The sequence below is a fragment of the Ruegeria sp. 6PALISEP08 genome, from assembly GCF_001238295.1.
Classification (GTDB): Bacteria; Pseudomonadota; Alphaproteobacteria; order Rhodobacterales; family Rhodobacteraceae; genus Ruegeria.
Genome location: NZ_LGXZ01000006.1, coordinates 105,106 through 120,613 on the forward strand (window position 1 = coordinate 105,106; position 15,508 = coordinate 120,613).

15 protein-coding genes are annotated in these 15,508 nt (G+C 58.7%); 6 read left to right on the forward strand and 9 right to left on the reverse strand.

The genetic code is table 11. The features are described 5' to 3' along the window. The first annotated feature begins 85 nt into the window (after nucleotides 1-85). Nucleotides 86-2,578, forward strand: a complete 2,493-nt coding sequence (locus ALB80_RS10640; protein ID WP_083445277.1) for a TIGR02302 family protein — start codon at nucleotides 86-88, stop codon at nucleotides 2,576-2,578. Between the two features lie 3 nt (nucleotides 2,579-2,581). Here ALB80_RS10640 and ALB80_RS10645 read toward each other — a convergent pair whose 3' ends face one another. Continuing rightward, entirely contained in the window at nucleotides 2,582-3,292 is a 711-nt protein-coding gene (locus ALB80_RS10645) for a zinc-ribbon domain-containing protein (protein WP_050604047.1), read from the reverse strand. Nucleotides 3,293-3,473: 181 nt separating this feature from the next. Here ALB80_RS10645 and ALB80_RS10650 point away from each other — a divergent pair, with 181 nt between their 5' ends. From ALB80_RS10650 to ALB80_RS10665, 4 genes are read left to right on the forward strand one after another with little or no spacing between them, the layout of a single operon-like run. Beyond that, nucleotides 3,474-4,151: a cell division ATP-binding protein FtsE gene (locus ALB80_RS10650; RefSeq protein ID WP_050604230.1), complete on the forward strand. Its 678-nt coding sequence runs from the start codon at nucleotides 3,474-3,476 to the stop codon at nucleotides 4,149-4,151. After that, nucleotides 4,148-5,047, forward strand: a complete 900-nt coding sequence (locus ALB80_RS10655) for an ABC transporter permease (protein ID WP_050604048.1) — start codon at nucleotides 4,148-4,150, stop codon at nucleotides 5,045-5,047. Before ALB80_RS10650 ends, ALB80_RS10655 begins: the two co-directional genes overlap by 4 nt. Further along, a complete protein-coding gene (locus ALB80_RS10660) occupies nucleotides 5,044-5,784 on the forward strand; it encodes a 1-acyl-sn-glycerol-3-phosphate acyltransferase (protein ID WP_050604231.1) in 741 nt (246 codons plus the stop codon). The genes ALB80_RS10655 and ALB80_RS10660 overlap by 4 nt, the downstream gene beginning before the upstream one ends. Then, nucleotides 5,771-6,376 (forward strand): pyridoxamine 5'-phosphate oxidase family protein, encoded by a 606-nt coding sequence (locus tag ALB80_RS10665; protein WP_050604049.1) that lies wholly within the window; start codon nucleotides 5,771-5,773, stop codon nucleotides 6,374-6,376. The genes ALB80_RS10660 and ALB80_RS10665 overlap by 14 nt, the downstream gene beginning before the upstream one ends. Before the next feature lie 21 nt (nucleotides 6,377-6,397). On the opposite strand, the gene ALB80_RS10670 is transcribed toward ALB80_RS10665, so the two are convergent. Beyond that, nucleotides 6,398-6,991: an NAD(P)H-dependent oxidoreductase gene (locus tag ALB80_RS10670; protein WP_050604050.1), complete on the reverse strand. Its 594-nt coding sequence runs from the start codon at nucleotides 6,989-6,991 to the stop codon at nucleotides 6,398-6,400. Between the two features lie 102 nt (nucleotides 6,992-7,093). Between ALB80_RS10670 and ALB80_RS10675 the strand changes: the two genes are divergently transcribed. Beyond that, nucleotides 7,094-7,672, forward strand: a complete 579-nt coding sequence (locus ALB80_RS10675) for a TetR/AcrR family transcriptional regulator (protein WP_050604051.1) — start codon at nucleotides 7,094-7,096, stop codon at nucleotides 7,670-7,672. A 22-nt stretch (nucleotides 7,673-7,694) separates the two neighbouring features. Here the strand turns inward: ALB80_RS10675 and lpdA are convergent, their stop codons facing one another. The 7 genes from lpdA to ALB80_RS10710 form a co-directional block, all read right to left on the reverse strand. After that, nucleotides 7,695-9,083: a dihydrolipoyl dehydrogenase gene (gene lpdA / locus ALB80_RS10680; RefSeq protein ID WP_050604052.1), complete on the reverse strand. Its 1,389-nt coding sequence runs from the start codon at nucleotides 9,081-9,083 to the stop codon at nucleotides 7,695-7,697. 69 nt (nucleotides 9,084-9,152) lie between these two features. Continuing rightward, nucleotides 9,153-9,563 (reverse strand): MAPEG family protein, encoded by a 411-nt coding sequence (locus ALB80_RS10685; protein WP_050604232.1) that lies wholly within the window; start codon nucleotides 9,561-9,563, stop codon nucleotides 9,153-9,155. A gap of 84 nt (nucleotides 9,564-9,647) precedes the next feature. Continuing rightward, complete coding sequence (locus tag ALB80_RS10690; protein WP_050604053.1) at nucleotides 9,648-9,917, reverse strand: hypothetical protein; 270 nt, start codon at nucleotides 9,915-9,917, stop codon at nucleotides 9,648-9,650. Nucleotides 9,918-9,919: 2 nt separating this feature from the next. Further along, nucleotides 9,920-11,419: a 2-oxoglutarate dehydrogenase complex dihydrolipoyllysine-residue succinyltransferase gene (odhB, locus tag ALB80_RS10695; RefSeq protein ID WP_050604054.1), complete on the reverse strand. Its 1,500-nt coding sequence runs from the start codon at nucleotides 11,417-11,419 to the stop codon at nucleotides 9,920-9,922. A 3-nt stretch (nucleotides 11,420-11,422) separates the two neighbouring features. Next, nucleotides 11,423-14,380 carry a 2-oxoglutarate dehydrogenase E1 component gene (locus tag ALB80_RS10700; RefSeq protein ID WP_050604055.1) on the reverse strand — a complete coding sequence of 986 codons (2,958 nt, stop codon included), beginning with the start codon at nucleotides 14,378-14,380 and terminating at the stop codon, nucleotides 11,423-11,425. Then, nucleotides 14,377-14,916: a DUF805 domain-containing protein gene (locus ALB80_RS10705; protein WP_050604056.1), complete on the reverse strand. Its 540-nt coding sequence runs from the start codon at nucleotides 14,914-14,916 to the stop codon at nucleotides 14,377-14,379. Before ALB80_RS10705 ends, ALB80_RS10700 begins: the two co-directional genes overlap by 4 nt. Then, the gene (locus ALB80_RS10710) at nucleotides 14,913-15,410 is read right to left on the reverse strand and encodes a DUF805 domain-containing protein (RefSeq protein WP_157054187.1); all 498 of its coding nucleotides are present in this window, start codon (nucleotides 15,408-15,410) and stop codon (nucleotides 14,913-14,915) included. Before ALB80_RS10710 ends, ALB80_RS10705 begins: the two co-directional genes overlap by 4 nt. Between the last annotated feature and the right edge of the window lie 98 nt (nucleotides 15,411-15,508).

Genomic DNA, 15,508 nt, shown 5'->3' on the forward strand with positions numbered 1-15,508 from the left:
TAATCGCGCGGGCCCAACCCGGAGGCCCGCCTTGACCAACAGATCGAACCTGCCCATTCCACGCCTGTCCCTGTGGTTGACTCACATGGGCATGGTGGCTGAACAGGTATTGCGGGCGTTTTGGCCACTGTTCTCGATCCTTATGGTCCTGCTGGCGGCGTTGATGCTGGGGCTGCAAGACCAACTGGCTGTTGAGGTCGTTTGGGGCGCGGGTGCACTTTCGTTTATTTCAATTGTCGTTGCGGGTGTTTTGGGGCTGAGAAAACTCAACCTGCCCTCTCGCGCAGATGCGCTCATGCGGTTGGATGAGACATTGCCCGGCCGTCCGATCCAGGCCCTTCTGGATGATCAGGCGATTGGTTCAACAGATCGGGATTCGGTTGCGTTGTGGCAGGCCCATAAAGCCCGGATGGCACAACGCGCTGCGGCGGCTGAACCAGCCAAGCCTGATCTTAGGCTGGCCTCGCGTGATCCTTACGCGCTGCGCTATGCGGCGTTATTGGCTTTTGTCGTGGCGATTCTGTTTGGCTCTTTGTGGCGTGTGGGATCGGTGGCCGATATGGCACCGGGAAGCGCGGATGCAGGGCAAGGCCCGACCTGGGAAGGATGGGTTGAGCCCCCAAGATATACGGGCCTGCCAACGCTGTATCTTGCTGATCAAGCCGATACAGAGCTGTCAGTCCCGAAAGGCAGCCGCATTACATTGCGGATGTATGGTGAGGTCGGCGCGCATAGCCTAACCGAAAACAGCTCGGTCATAGGCACCGAGGCCGCAACCGATCCCGAACAGGAATTTGTAGCCGAGCGTTCTGGCCAGATGCGTATCGAAGGTCCCGCTGGCCGCGAATGGGCCGTGCAAGTCATCGACGATGCAACACCGAAGATCGCAGTTGCGGGATCCGCCGAGGCAGAGGCAGGCGGTCAAATGAAGCTGCCCTTTGTCGCCAGCGACGATTATGGCATCGTTTCGGGCTCGGCCCGGATCGAATTGGATCTGGTATCGGTTGATCGCCGTCATGGTCTGACGATCAAACCCGAACCACGACAGGTGATCGAGGTCGAATTGCCGATGCCGATCACCGGCGACCGCGCGGATTTCAGCGAAGACCTGATCGAGGATTTTTCGCAGCACCCTTGGGCCCATCTGCCGGTGAAGATTACTTTGATGGCCGTGGATGCGGCTGATCAGCAATCGGCGTCAGAACCATACATGACGGCCCTTCCGGCCCGTCGGTTCTTTGATCCGCTGGCGGCGGCGGTGATTGAACAGCGGCGGGACCTGCTTTGGTCTCGGTCCAACGCGCCGCGTGTGGCCCAGCTGTTGCGGGCGGTCTCTCACTTGCCAGAGGATATGTTTCGGTCGGATACTGCCTACCTGCGCTTGCGTGTGGCCTTGCGGCGGCTGGAAACTTTCCAGACTTACGGTGCGTTGAACGCTGAGCAGCAGGATGAGATCGCACAGGCCTTGTGGGACCTTGCTGTGTTGATCGAAGACGGCACACTGGCGGACGCCCTGGAACGGATGCGTCGTGCGCAGGAGCGTTTGACCGAAGCGATGCAGAACGGGGCCAGCGACGAAGAAATCGCTGAGCTTATGCAAGAGCTGCGCGAAGCCACGCAAGACTACCTGCAGCAATTGCAGCGTCTTGCCCAGCAAAACGGTCAGGAAGGTGAAAATCAGCCCGGACAGAGCGGCGAGTCCCTTCAGATGACGCAGGATGACCTGCAGCGCATGATGGACCGCATTCAGGAACTGATGGAACAGGGCCGCATGGCCGAGGCGCAACAGGCGCTGGAAGAGTTCCAGCAGATGATGGAAAACATGCGCGTGACTCAAGGACAGGGGCAAGGGCAACAGTCCGAGGGTCAGCAGGCGATGGAAGGTCTGGCTGAAACTCTGCGCGAGCAACAAGGGCTGAGCGATCAGGCCTTCCGCGACTTGCAGGAACAGTTTAACCCGGGGGCTCAATCTGGCGAAAGTCAGGGTAATGAAGGCCGCAATGGCGGGCTGGGCCGAGGGCAAAGCCACGAAGGTCAGGGTGGTCAGGGCCAAGGCTCGGATCAAACCGGAGAGGGTCAGCAAGGGCAAGGAACACTGGCAGACCGTCAGCAGGCCCTGCGCAACGAACTGAGCCGCCAACAGCAAAACCTGCCCGGCGCAGGAACGCCTGAAGGAGACGCCGCTCGGGATTCGCTTGGCCGGGCCGGGCGCGCCATGGACGAGGCGGAGCAAGCCCTGCGTGGTGATGATCTGGCCGAAGCCATCGACCGTCAGTCCGAGGCCATGGAAGCGCTGCGCGAAGGACTGCGCTCACTGGGCGAGGCTATGGCCCAGAACCAGCAGAACCAGCCGGGTCAGGGCACGCAGGAAGGTGAGGCGCAAGCCAACAATCGCGATCCTCTGGGTCGAAACCCCGGGGCCGGTGGCTCGATTTCAACTGACGAGAACCTGCTACAGGGTGAAGACGTCTATCGCCGGGCGCGCGAGTTGCTGGATGAAATCCGCCGCCGGACCGGAGAAAAGGACCGCCCCGAGATCGAGCTGGAATACCTCAAGCGTCTGTTGGAGCGGTTCTGAACCTCAGTTCTGAGCTCCGGCCTGAGCTTCAAGCCAAATCCGCGCCTGATCCACCAGAGACACATACGAGCTGAGCAGCGGGTCGGCCTGTGGTACGGCCTCGCTGATCTGTTGTGCATTGCCGTAGATCAGATACAGAACCACGCCGATGATCAGCATCAGCGCAAAACCGCGCAGGAACCCGCCTGATTTGCGGGGCGGCGTGGAATCTTCGGCTTCGGTCGCGCGCATACTGGAATTGATCGCCTCGACATCCGGCAGCGCGTCTTTTTGCCCGGCATCAACTGCGGTTTCCGAGGCTTCGGGTCGCTTGGGTTCGACCTTGGGTTCTGGCGGTTGGTCCAACCCCAGATCAGGCTGGCTTTCCAGATTGCCGCCTTCCTGCGCACGCAACTCCGACTCTCGCGCAGCTTCTTCTTTTAGAATGTTGGCGACGGCAGGATCGACATTACCTGTGGCAGCAGCGGTGTCCGTAACCTCGGCGGTGGCCTCTTCCACAATCTCAGGTTCTTCTGTCGGCTGATCCGCTTCTTCGACCTTTTCCTGTGCTGGCGGTTTGGCGTCTTCAACCGGCGCGGCAGCCGGTTCTTCCGGGTGCTTGGGCTGAAACCAGGTCTGATCGCAGTTCGAGCACTGCACGTCGCGACCTTCTTCTGGGATAACCTCGTCAGGTACTTCGTACTGCGCACCGCAATTCGGACATGTAAGACGCATACTGCCTCCTCGGCCGGCCGAAGGGCCGATAATAGTTTTTTCAAGGATGATATTCCGTTAAGACCCGTCAGCAAAGGGCGTTTTCGGTTTCATCGGTCAAGTGTCACCAATTGGACTCGGTAGAGCCATTGAATCCGCCACCCTGCTCGGGCAAGAAGAGCGGCAAATAATGGGGGCACGTGTGATCGAGCTGGAAAATGTCAGCTACACCTACGGTGGCGGCGAGTTGCTGAGCGATGTTTCGGTTCAATTGCAACCGGGGTCGTTTCACTTTCTGACCGGACCGTCAGGGGCAGGTAAAACAACGCTGCTCAAGCTATGCTATGGGGCCTTGCTGCCAACTTCGGGGCGACTGAGTGTGTTTGATCAGGACATTTCGTCCCTTGATCGGGATCAGTTGGCCGTGCTGCGCCGACGTGTTGGTGTGGTGCATCAGGATTGTCAGTTTCTGGACCACATGACGCTAGCGGAAAACGTCGCCTTGCCATTGATGGTTTCTGGGCGTTCGGAAGCGTCAGAACAGGACAATCTGACCGAACTGCTCAGCTGGGTGGGTCTTGGCGCGCGGCTTGAAGCGCATCCGCCTGAATTGTCCGGCGGCGAGCGTCAACGCGCCGCCTTGGCCCGTGCCGTCATCCTGTCGCCGGATGTCGTGTTGGCGGACGAGCCCACCGGCAATGTCGATTGGGAGATGTCCCAGCGCCTGCTGCGCCTGTTGGTCGAACTGAACCGCATGGGCAAGACGGTATTGATCGCAACCCACGACATGAGCCTTATCCGTGCAGCCAAAAGTCAGGTTCAGGCGCGCGTGTTGCGGATATCTCAGCGCAAGCTGCAATTGGCGGGGGCTGACCTATGACCGGCCCTGAAGTGAACACTTTGTTGCGTGGAGATACGCGGGCGAACCGCGTTGTTCCCCCAACCGGATACACCGCTCATCTGACCTTGTTTGTGGCCGGAGCCATGGCATTTCTGGCGGTGTTTGCACTGGCGCTGGCGCTTGCGTCCGGTCGGATTGCCGACCGCTGGGCCTCGGAACTGGCGGGGGCCGCAACCCTGCGGATCAATGCTCCGGCAGAGCAGCTCGCCGCACAGACCGAAGCCGCCTTGTCGGTGCTCAGCCAGACGCCCGGCGTGGCGTCGGCGCGCGCCTTAAGCGCCGCGGAACAAGCCGCGTTGCTGTCGCCCTGGTTCGGACCAGACCTGCCCCTGGAGACTTTACCTATCCCGCAGCTCATCGAAATCACCGAAGGTGAGCCGGGAATGGATGTGATGGGCTTGCGCTTGCGTCTGGGTGCCGAAGTGCCGGGCGCGGTGCTGGATGATCACACGCGATGGCGCGAACCTCTTGTCGAAGCAGCAATGTCGCTACGGCGCTTGGGGTGGATCTCGATCCTGCTGATCGGGGGGGCGACGGCGGCAATGATTACGCTCGCGGCAAACGCATCTCTGGCGGCAAATGCGCAGATCATCGAAGTGTTACGTCTGGTCGGCGCGCGCGACGGGTTTATAGCTGGGGCTTTTGTCCGGCGATTTACTTATCGCGCCTTTTTCGGGGCATTGGTTGGGACCTTGCTGGGGATGACGGGCGTTTTGCTATTGCCCGAAGCATCAGATGCCGGCGGGTTTCTGACCGGGGTTGGCTTTCAGGGCACGGATTGGTTGCTGCCGGTTCTCATCCCGATCCTGGGCGCGGCTGTTGCCTTTTTCGCCACCTGGGCTGCGGCCCGTCGCAAGTTGAAGGAGCTTTCCTGATGATGGCTATTCAATGGGTCCGTTCGTTGATCTTCATGATCGTGATCTACGCCTGGATGCTGATCCTTGGCATCGTCTTCCTGCCTTATGCACTGTTTTCCAAGCGTGGCGCCGCACTGGCCTGCCGGACCTACGCACGCAACACCATGTGGCTGGCAGGTTGGATGGTTGGCATCCGCTGTGAAGTTCGCGGAAAACCACCGATAAACGAAGTGGTCATCGCGGCGAAACACCAATCGTTTCTCGATATCATCATGATCTTCAGCGCCATTCCGCATGGCAAATTCATCATGAAGCGAGAGCTTCTGTGGACCCCGGTAATCGGATTGTATGCCCGGCGTCTTGGCTGCATTCCGGTCAATCGCGGCAAGCGTGGCGCGGCTGTGGCCAAGATGGTCAAGGATGTTTCGAAAGAGTTCTCGGAACCCGGGCAGCTTGTGATCTACCCACAGGGGACACGTGTGGCACCGGGTGCAACGAAACCTTACAAGGTTGGGACTGCCGTTTTGTACGAAGGTCTTGGGTTTCCTTGCGTTCCGGTTGCGACAAATGCCGGGGTTTTCTGGCCCCGAACGGGTGTACTGCGCAAACCCGGCCTTGCGATCGTGGATTTTCTTGAGCCAATCGAACCCGGCGTTGAGCGCGACGATTTTCTTGGTCGATTGGAAGACGTGATCGAAACACGCTCGAATGAGCTGATGCGCCAAGTGGGGTTTGATCCAGATGGAGTACATTGACGACGTAACAGCGCTGGAAGCACTGTATGGCGCGCCCGGCGCACCATCCTTGCGAAAGGTCGTGCATCGACTGACGCCGCTCTATCGCCAGTGGATTATGGCATCGCGTCTTTGTGTGCTGAGTACTGTCGGTCCGGAAGGTGTGGATGGCAGCCCCCGAGGCGACGACGGCCCGGTTGTGCTGGAACTGGATGAGCGGAGGCTGATTGTGCCGGATTGGCGTGGCAACAACCGGCTGGATTCGCTGCGGAATATCGTGCGAGACCCGCGTGTTGCGCTGATGTTTTTTGTTCCTGGTTCCAATAATGTCGTCCGAGTGAATGGGATGGGCCGGGTAACGGCGGATGATGGTTTGAGGCGACAATTCGAGAAGGGCGGCAAGCGCCCCGCGACGGTCATTGTTGTTGAGATCGCCGAGATTTATAGCCAATGCGCGCGTGCTCTGATGCGTGCAGGTATCTGGACCAGCGAGGATGAAAGTGGCGCCCTGCCAACGATTGGGCAACTTTTGTCCGAGGCGTCAGAAGGCGAAGAAGGCGGCGCGCAGTATGATAGTGAATGGGCTGCGCGCGCCGCCAAAACGATGTGGTAGGCGAAACATGCTGCTGCGGTTTCAAACCGCGGCTGCTCCGATTCTGGAAACCTTTTCGATCCAGCGGTCTACGCTTCTCGGTTTGGGATAACTCGCGCCTGCGAAATAGGTGAAACGGGTTGGTTTGAAGCCGACAAATCCAAGGATCTGATCCCGAACCTGTCGGATAAGAGCTTGCCGATAGATCAGCCGCATAAACCAGCCCGGTGTGTCTGACGTCAGGATGACGCGTGCAGTCCGCCCTGTCAGCATGGGGGCAGGGAACCCGATCTTTGTAGTATTGCGCGTGTCGAAAGTTCGGCCAGGGATGAACGTTCGGTCGATCAGTCCCTTGAGTTTTGCCGGAAGGCCGCCCCACCACATCGGGGTGGTCAGAACCAGGTGATCACTCCACTCAAAGTCTTGCAACACTTGTTCCAGAACCGGCTCAAGCGGCTTGAAGTCGTGATAATTGCCCTGACCAAAATCAAAATCGAACTGCAGATCGCTCAGATGAACCATTCGGACGTCGTGCCCGTTTCTTAGGGCGGCGTCTCGATATGTTTCGGCAAAGGTGCGGGACAGACTGCTGTCTGCCGGGTGTCCGTCAAGGATGAGGATTTTCTTGGGTTGCATCGTGATTCTCCTAAAAATGACCGTGGTCAATTTGTAGGATGAAAAAATGACCACGGTCAATATTAAATTTGACCACGGTCAAAAACTGTGCGATTGAGCGGTATGCAAAAGGCGATTCAGAATCGTACAATCAAAACCCGCGCCAAGCTTCTCTCGGCTGCTGAGGCGGTTATCCAAAGTGATGGCTACCAAGCTTTGCGAGTGGAAGAAGTGGTAAAGGCGGCGGGCGTCGCCAAGGGCACTTTCTTTGCGCATTTCAACGACAAGGATGCGCTTATGGAAATCCTGATCGGTGAAAGATTGAATGCGTGTCTGGATCAGGCCGAAGCCGGAACACCGCCCAAAACCGTTCCTGAGATCATCGCGGCACTTGAACCGGCGCACAGCTTCATGACGTCCGAGCGATACGTATTCGATCTGTTGATCAGGTATTCCGGCGCGACTGCTGTCGCAGACATAGGCCCGATTGCCTATTGCTTTGAGCGATACTTCCGTGTCGTGATGCTGTGGCTTGAAGCTGCGGACATGCGCAAGGACGTGTCATCCGAGCTTTTGGCCGAAGGTGTGCAGGCCTTTGCAATTCAGGCCATGTCGTTGAGGTTTTGCGCGTTGCATTCAGCAACGACATTCACCGACAGGCTCGAGACTTATCTGGATGCGTGGCTGACCCCGACAGGCTGATGGGCTGCCGGGGTCAAAACTCTTAGCTGTGAATCGGGCCGTCCCCGCAAGCCAACGCAGCCTCACGAACGGCTTCGGAATAGGTCGGGTGCGCGTGGCAGGTCAGGGCCAGATCTTCAGCCGAAGCACCGAATTCCATCGCAACGCAAACCTCGTGGATCAGATCACCAGCGGCCGGGCCGATGATATGTGCACCCAGAATGCGGTCGGTTTCCTTGTCGGCGAGGATTTTGACGAACCCATCAGAGGCAAAGTTCGCCTTGGCGCGCCCATTTCCCATGAACATGAACTTGCCAACCTTATAGGCGCGGCCCTGTTCCTTGAGTGTCGCTTCGGTTTCACCCACATTGGCAACCTCGGGCCAAGTATAGATCACTCCCGGAATGACGCCGTAGTTTACATGGCCATGCTTACCTGCAACCTGTTCGGCTGCGGCCATGCCCTCGTCTTCGGCTTTGTGCGCCAGCATCGGACCTTCGGTTACGTCGCCAATGGCATAGATGCCCGGCACGTTGGTTTGCCAGTCGGCACCCACCTTGATCTGGCCGCGTGGGGTCATCTCAACGCCCAAAGCGTCCAGCCCCAACCCGTCGGAATAAGGCTTGCGTCCGGTGGCGACCAGCACGGTATCGGCGTCGATCACATGCTCGCTGTCATCCTTGAGCAGCTTGTACGTCACCTTGGCCTTGGTCTTGGTGGCTTCGGTCTTTTGCACCGCCGCGCCCATGACAAAGTTCAGGCCCTGCTTCTTCAGGATGCGCTGGAACGTTTTCTGTACCTCGGGGTCCATGCCTGGCGTGATTTCCTTGAGGAACTCGATCACCGTGACCTCGGCACCGAGCCGCTGATAGACCGAGCCAAGTTCCAGCCCGATCACGCCCGCGCCGATCACAACCATTTTCTTCGGGATCTTGCCCAGAGACAACGCGCCGGTCGAGGTCACGACAACCTTTTCATCTACGTCTACACCCGGCAGCGAAGATGGCTCGGAACCCGAAGCAATGATGATATTCTTGGTGGCGTGGACCTCGTCACCCACTTTGACCTGACCAGCGGCAGGGATCGAACCCCAGCCTTTCAGCCAGTCGATCTTGTTCTTTTTGAACAGGAATTCGATGCCCTTGGTGTTGCCGTCGATCACCTCGTCCTTATAGGCCTGCATCTGTTTCCAATCGACCGACGGGCTTTTGCCCTTTAGGCCCATCTTGGCAAAGTTATGCTCGGCCTCGTGCAACTGATGGCTGGCGTGCAGCAGCGCCTTTGACGGGATGCAGCCCACGTTCAGACAAGTGCCACCAAGCGTCTCGCGCCCCTCGACTACAGCGGTTTTCAGCCCCAGCTGCGCGCAACGGATGGCGCAGACATAGCCGCCGGGACCGGCGCCGATTACAATAACGTCATAGTTTGCCATGGAAGATCTCCTTGAGAATTCGGGCTGCTGCAGGGCGGGAACCTCTGAACAGGATATGGACTGGTGGTCTCACAACAACACCACCAAAAGCATGAGGGTGGTGGCGAAAAACCCGACGAACCAAACGACGCTGCGCCAGGGTTTCCAACCAAAATAGTACGCAGGAACATACAGCACGCGCGCGACCAGATAGGCCCAAGCGCAGGTGGCCGTCAGCGCGCTGTCTTTGCCTGACACGGTGACGACAACACAAGCGACCGCAAACAGGATCAGCCCTTCGAAATGGTTGTTGAGGGCCCGGTATAGGCGGGCGGTCCCATCCGAGAGCTGATCCTCCAAAGATCCACCCAACCTGGCTCTGTCACGGGGTGACATGGTTTTGCCCGGGCCCAACTCCAGGTTTGCAGGGACGGCCATAAGAACAAACTGCAAAACCTGTAGAAGGGCTGCCAAAGTCAGTGCTGTCAGTTCTGCGTTCATTACAAGACGCCGCATTGGAGTTTGATGTGTATGACGGCAGGGCGCAGAAGCAGATGTGTAACCGCTTGCGCTCTGCCATCGCGTTTAGACAGGTGTCAGAACCTTGGTCTGAATATGCGCCACACCTCCACGTTCGTGGTGCATGGCCAATTCTTCAGATTCGATAAAGTTCTGTGCGCGGTCCAGATCGGTGATTTCGAACAACGCCACCGCGTGATCCTTTTGCTCCGGATCTTGCCAGATGTGAAGGTCGCGGATACCCGCGGCCTTGCGCATTGGTTTGTCCTCGCGGAACACTTTCAACCACACGTCGAAATCGGCCACATCGGCCTGCCAGAGTACATGTGTTGCCATGATTACAGATCCATCAGCAGGCGGCGCGGATCTTCCAGCGCCTCTTTAACGCGAACAAGGAAGGTCACGGCGCCTTTGCCGTCAACAATCCGGTGATCATAGGACAGGGCCAGATACATCATCGGGCGGATCTTGATCTCACCATTGATGACCATCGGACGGTCCTGGATCTTGTGCATCCCCAGAATGCCCGACTGCGGTGGGTTCAGGATCGGCGACGACATCAGCGAGCCATAGACACCTCCGTTCGAGATTGTGAACGTACCGCCCTGCATCTCGGCCATCGAAAGCTTGCCGTCACGGGCGCGCTTGCCCTTTTCGGCGATGGCTTTTTCGATCGCAGCAAAGGACATTGAGTCCGCATCGCGGATCACCGGAACCACCAGACCCTGAGGCGTGCCAGCAGCAACGCCCATATGGACGAAGTTTTTGTACACGATGTCGGTGCCGTCGATCTCGGCGTTGACCTCGGGAACTTCTTTCAGCGCATGGCAGCAGGCTTTGGTGAAGAAGGACATGAAGCCCAGACGCGCGCCGTGCTTCTTTTCGAACTGGTCTTTGTACTGGTTGCGCAGCGCCATCACCTCGGTCATGTCCACCTCGTTGTAGGTGGTCAGGATCGCAGCTGTGTTCTGCGCATCCTTCAGACGCTTGGCGATGGTTTGACGCAGACGGGTCATGCGCACGCGTTCTTCGCGTGCTTCATCTTCAGCTGCAACAGGTGCGCGTGGCGCTTGGGCAACGGGCGCAGCCGCTGCAGGTGCCGGGGCCGCAGCCGTCGCCACGGCTTTTGCAACGTCTTCCTTCATGACGCGGCCATTGCGACCTGTGCCGGTGACTTGATCGGCGGACAACCCGGCCTCTGCCATCGCTTTTTCGGCGGATGGAGCGTTTGCCACGTCCTTGCCGGTGCTTGCTGCAGCCGGAGCCGCCGCCGGAGCGGGTGCGGGCGCAGCACCTGCGGCAGCGCCCGAGATTACAGCCAGCTTAGCAGTTGCATCCACAGTGGCACCTTCCGGCGCGACGATTTCGGCCAGAACGCCCGAAGCCGGGGCCGGTACTTCAACCGACACCTTGTCGGTTTCCAGCTCACACAACATCTCGTCCTGTGCGACGCTGTCGCCGACTTGTTTGAACCAGGTCGAGACGGTGGCTTCAGTGACAGATTCACCGAGTGTAGGCACCATCACATCAACCGACCCGCCAGTCGCAGGGGGCGAAGCTGCCGGAGCTGCCGCCGCCGCTGGGGCGGGGGCCGCGCCCTCGCCAGCCGTAATGGTGGCCAGCAGAGCATCGGCACCAACGGTATCGCCCTCGGCGGCTACAATCTCACCCATCACACCAGCAGAGGGAGAGGGCACTTCGACCGTGACCTTGTCAGTCTCCAGCTCACACAGCATCTCGTCCACGGCGACCGCATCACCGGGTTTTTTGAACCATGTTGCGACAGTGGCTTCGGTGACAGACTCGCCAAGCGTGGGAACACGAACTTCAATCGTCATCGCTTACTTTCCTTCGATGCTCAGCGCTTCGTTAACCAGCGCTTCTTGTTGGGCTTTGTGTTGGCTGGCCAGACCCGTCGCGGGCGAGGCCGATGTTGCGCGACCAGCATAAGCCGGACGAGTGTGTTTTGCTCCGATGCGGGACAGAACCCATTCGATATTGGGTTCGATAAAGGTCCACGCACCCTGGTTCTTGGGCTCTTCCTGACACCAGACCATTTCGGCATTCTTGAACCGTTCGAGCTCGTTGATCAGCGAGTGGGCCGGGAAGGGATAGAACTGTTCGATCCGCATCAGGTAGACGTCGTCGATTCCACGTGCATCGCGTTCCTCCAGCAGGTCAAAATAGACTTTCCCGGAACACATCACGACGCGTTTGATCTTCTCGTCTGCCACCAGCTTGGTGTCAGAGTTACCTTTCTGCGCATCATCCCAAAGCACCCGGTGGAAGCTGGACCCGGTGGTGAAATCCTCCGCCGTGCTGACTGCCAGTTTGTGGCGCAGCAGCGATTTTGGTGTCACCAGGATCAGCGGCTTGCGGAAGGTGCGGTGCAGCTGCCGGCGCAGGATATGGAAATAGTTCGCAGGCGTTGTACAGTTCGCCACGATCCAGTTGTCTTGACCGCACATCTGTAGGAACCGCTCCAGTCGCGCCGACGAGTGTTCAGGGCCTTGCCCTTCGAACCCGTGCGGCAGCAGGTTTACCAGACCTGACATCCGCAGCCATTTTGACTCACCCGAGCTGATGAACTGGTCGAACATGATCTGCGCTCCGTTGGCGAAATCGCCAAATTGCGCCTCCCACAGAACCAGCGCGTTGGGTTCGGCCAGCGAGTAGCCGTATTCAAATCCAAGAACCGCGTACTCTGACAGCATCGAGTCGATTACTTCGTAATGCGACTGACCCGCACGAATGTTGTTCAGCGGGTAATACCGTTCTTCGGTTTCCTGGTGGATGAACCCCGAATGGCGTTGGCTGAAGGTGCCGCGCGTGGCGTCCTGCCCGGCCAGACGTACCGGGTACCCCTCGGTCAGCAACGACCCAAAGGCCAGAGCCTCGCCGGTGGCCCAGTCAAAGCCCGTACCGGTTTCAAACATCTGCTTTTTGTGCTCAAGCAGACGACCGACTGTCTTGTGCATGGCAAATCCGCCTGGTGCGCGGGTCAGCGCACCGCCAATTTCGGCCAGAGTGTCCGGCGTGATCGCGGTCTCGCCGCGCATGTATTCGTCTTTGTTCTTGTCCAGATGCGACCAGCGCCCATCCAGCCAGTCGGCCTTGTTGGGCTTATAGTCTTTTCCGGCCTCGAATTCGTCGTTCAGATGCGCCTGGAAGGCGGCCTTCATGTCTTCGATCTCACCCTCGGGGATCAGGCCGTCCTTGACGAGGCGCTCGGTGTACAGAGACAGCGTGGTTTTGTGCGTCTTGATCTTCTTGTACATGATCGGGTTGGTGAACATGGGCTCGTCGCCCTCGTTGTGACCAAACCGGCGGTAGCAGAAGATATCCAGAACCACGTCCTTGTGGAATTTCTGACGGAACTCGGTCGCCACTTTGGCGGCGTGGACCACGGCCTCTGGGTCATCACCGTTCACGTGGAAGATCGGCGCTTCAACCATCAGCGCGATATCCGTCGGATAAGGGCTGGAGCGCGAGAAATGCGGCGCGGTGGTGAACCCGATCTGGTTGTTCACAACGATATGCATGGTCCCGCCGGTGCGATGCCCGCGCAGACCGCTCAGGCCAAAGCCTTCGGCCACAACACCCTGACCGGCAAACGCCGCGTCCCCATGCAGCAGAATGGCCATTGCCTTGGTGCGATCAGTATCACCAAGCTGATCCTGCTTGGCGCGAACTTTGCCTAGAACCACCGGGTTCACCGCCTCAAGGTGTGAGGGGTTGGCGGTCAGCGACAGGTGCACAGAGTTGCCGTCGAATTCGCGGTCGCTGGAGGCCCCGAGGTGGTATTTCACGTCACCCGAGCCATCCACTTCGTCCGGCTTGAAGCTACCACCCTGAAATTCATTAAAAATGGCGCGATACGGCTTGCGCATCACGTTGGCCAGTATGTTCAGACGACCCCGGTGCGGCATCCCGATCACGATGTCGCTAAGGCCAAGCGCGCCACCGCGCTTGATGATCTGTTCCATCGCGGGGATCAGAGCTTCACCGCCGTCCAGACCAAAGCGCTTGGTGCCCATGTATTTGACATGCAGGAATTTCTCGAAGCCTTCGGCCTCGACCATCTTGTTCAGGATCGCCTTGCGGCCTTCTTTGGTGAAGGCGATTTCCTTGCCATAGCCCTCGATCCGCTCTTTCAGCCACGCCGCCTCTTCGGGGTTCGAGATATGCATGTATTGCAGCGCGAAGGTGCCACAATACGTCCGCTTCACGATCTCGACGATCTGCCGCATCGAGGCGACCTGAAGCCCCAAGACGTTGTCGATAAAGATCGGGCGATCCATGTCGGTGTCGGTGAAGCCATAAGTCTTGGGGTCGAGCTCAGGGTGATTAGTTGCCGCGCGCATGCCAAGCGGGTCCAGATCAGCGGCCAGATGCCCCCGAATACGATAGGCCCGGATCAGCATCAGCGCCCGCAGACTGTCCAGTACCGCGCGCTTGATCTGGTCATCGCTGACCTCGACACCCTTGTCGGTGGCCTTGTCCTTGATCTTCTTGCCCGCCGCTTTGGCATCAATCTCGGCCCATTCCCCGGTCAGGGCACCAGTCAGATCGTCGGCAGGCACCGGGGGCCAGTCGGTGCGCGCCCAGGACGGCCCCTCGGCTTCGCGTTGCACATCCGGCGCGGCGTCGCCCATGGCCCTGAAGAACTCGACCCAGGCAGCGTCTACTGCACCGGGGTTCTTGGTGTATTGGGCATAAAGTTGCTCCAGGTATTCGGCATTATGCCCCTGCATGAAGCTTGAGGCATGAAAGGCAGAGTTGGGCGAGTGTTCGGTCATTGGGCTACCTCTGTTGGGTTGGGACCGTATTGATTGGCACCTGGTTGGCTGGGGCGGGTCAGCCACCACAGAACCAGAAGGGGCGACACAAACAGAACGATAAGTGTCGGAATGACGATCAGCAATGTTGCGCGGGTAAACAATATGTCGAGCGTTCCGCCATGGAACTGGCTGGCAAGGCCGATGCCGAAGATCAGAACGGCAAAGGCCCCAACAATCAGCAGGATCGGCAGCAGAGCATACAGCCCACTGCGCCCTGTATCGTGCATACGCCGGAACGCGACCGCCAGATGCGGGAAGAACACGATCAGACCGACGATGCTCTGCACCGGTTGGCGGGACGTAGCGGTGATGGATTTGACCTCGTCGCTTTCTGTGATCGCGACCTGAGTGAAGAACTGCCAGTCGATGATCCCTGCGATGAAGCTCCAGATCACGATGAAAAGAAAAAAGAACCAGTATTCGGGGCGCGAGGCACGGCCCGAGAAGGTGAAGAACTTGGAGAAACAGGTGCGGATGGCGTCAGAGAAGGTCATGCGGGCACATCTCCACATGGCACGCCAAATCGATTAATCTTGGGCTCAGACGCAACAAGCATCATTCCTACGATGTTTGCTGTTACCATCACACTCGCTACGAGTGCCGCCAGAAAAACTGGCCCTAGGGTCAGGAATGCTAAGATCAGCCACAAAATCGGCCCACCTATCAGCAAACTAAACCCCAAGAAGACCTGATATCCGAGCCAGACGAGGATAATCAATAGGAAAGGATACACGGCCTGGTGACCCTCCTCGCCAGCATCCTGTAGCCGTTGGCTTATAGCAGAGAGCAAAGGGAGAGAGGCCGCCATCACCAAAAGCAACTGCCCAACTCCCCAGCTCAAGGAAACGCTCCATTCAAGGCTCATTGCTACAGCTGCAGGCAGCATAGCGGCCACTGGCGCGAACCACCAAAACTCGGCGCGGGGAGCCCTGCCCGAGAAGACGAGCGCTTTTAGAAAACCAAACGATATGGCTTGTTTAGGTCCCATCAAGGCCATCCTGCCCAGCGACACTGCCAGGCAGCGCCCGACCGCTCCCATGGGCGGGCGCTTCGCACCCACCCGCGGACGGGTGCTGCCCTCAGCAC

What these genes read in the sequence shown, in the direction of transcription:
- ALB80_RS10640 (WP_083445277.1), top strand. Translation starts at nt 86, where the DNA reads ATGGGCATGGTGGCTGAACAGGTATTGCGGGCGTTTTGGCCACTGTTC.
- ALB80_RS10645 (WP_050604047.1), bottom strand. Translation starts at nt 3,292, where the DNA reads ATGCGTCTTACATGTCCGAATTGCGGTGCGCAGTACGAAGTACCTGAC.
- ALB80_RS10655 (WP_050604048.1), top strand. Translation starts at nt 4,148, where the DNA reads ATGACCGGCCCTGAAGTGAACACTTTGTTGCGTGGAGATACGCGGGCG.
- ALB80_RS10665 (WP_050604049.1), top strand. Translation starts at nt 5,771, where the DNA reads ATGGAGTACATTGACGACGTAACAGCGCTGGAAGCACTGTATGGCGCG.
- ALB80_RS10670 (WP_050604050.1), bottom strand. Translation starts at nt 6,991, where the DNA reads ATGCAACCCAAGAAAATCCTCATCCTTGACGGACACCCGGCAGACAGC.
- ALB80_RS10675 (WP_050604051.1), top strand. Translation starts at nt 7,094, where the DNA reads ATGCAAAAGGCGATTCAGAATCGTACAATCAAAACCCGCGCCAAGCTT.
- lpdA (WP_050604052.1), bottom strand. Translation starts at nt 9,083, where the DNA reads ATGGCAAACTATGACGTTATTGTAATCGGCGCCGGTCCCGGCGGCTAT.
- ALB80_RS10685 (WP_050604232.1), bottom strand. Translation starts at nt 9,563, where the DNA reads ATGAACGCAGAACTGACAGCACTGACTTTGGCAGCCCTTCTACAGGTT.
- ALB80_RS10690 (WP_050604053.1), bottom strand. Translation starts at nt 9,917, where the DNA reads ATGGCAACACATGTACTCTGGCAGGCCGATGTGGCCGATTTCGACGTG.
- odhB (WP_050604054.1), bottom strand. Translation starts at nt 11,419, where the DNA reads ATGACGATTGAAGTTCGTGTTCCCACGCTTGGCGAGTCTGTCACCGAA.
- ALB80_RS10700 (WP_050604055.1), bottom strand. Translation starts at nt 14,380, where the DNA reads ATGACCGAACACTCGCCCAACTCTGCCTTTCATGCCTCAAGCTTCATG.
- ALB80_RS10705 (WP_050604056.1), bottom strand. Translation starts at nt 14,916, where the DNA reads ATGACCTTCTCTGACGCCATCCGCACCTGTTTCTCCAAGTTCTTCACC.
- ALB80_RS10710 (WP_157054187.1), bottom strand. Translation starts at nt 15,410, where the DNA reads ATGGGACCTAAACAAGCCATATCGTTTGGTTTTCTAAAAGCGCTCGTC.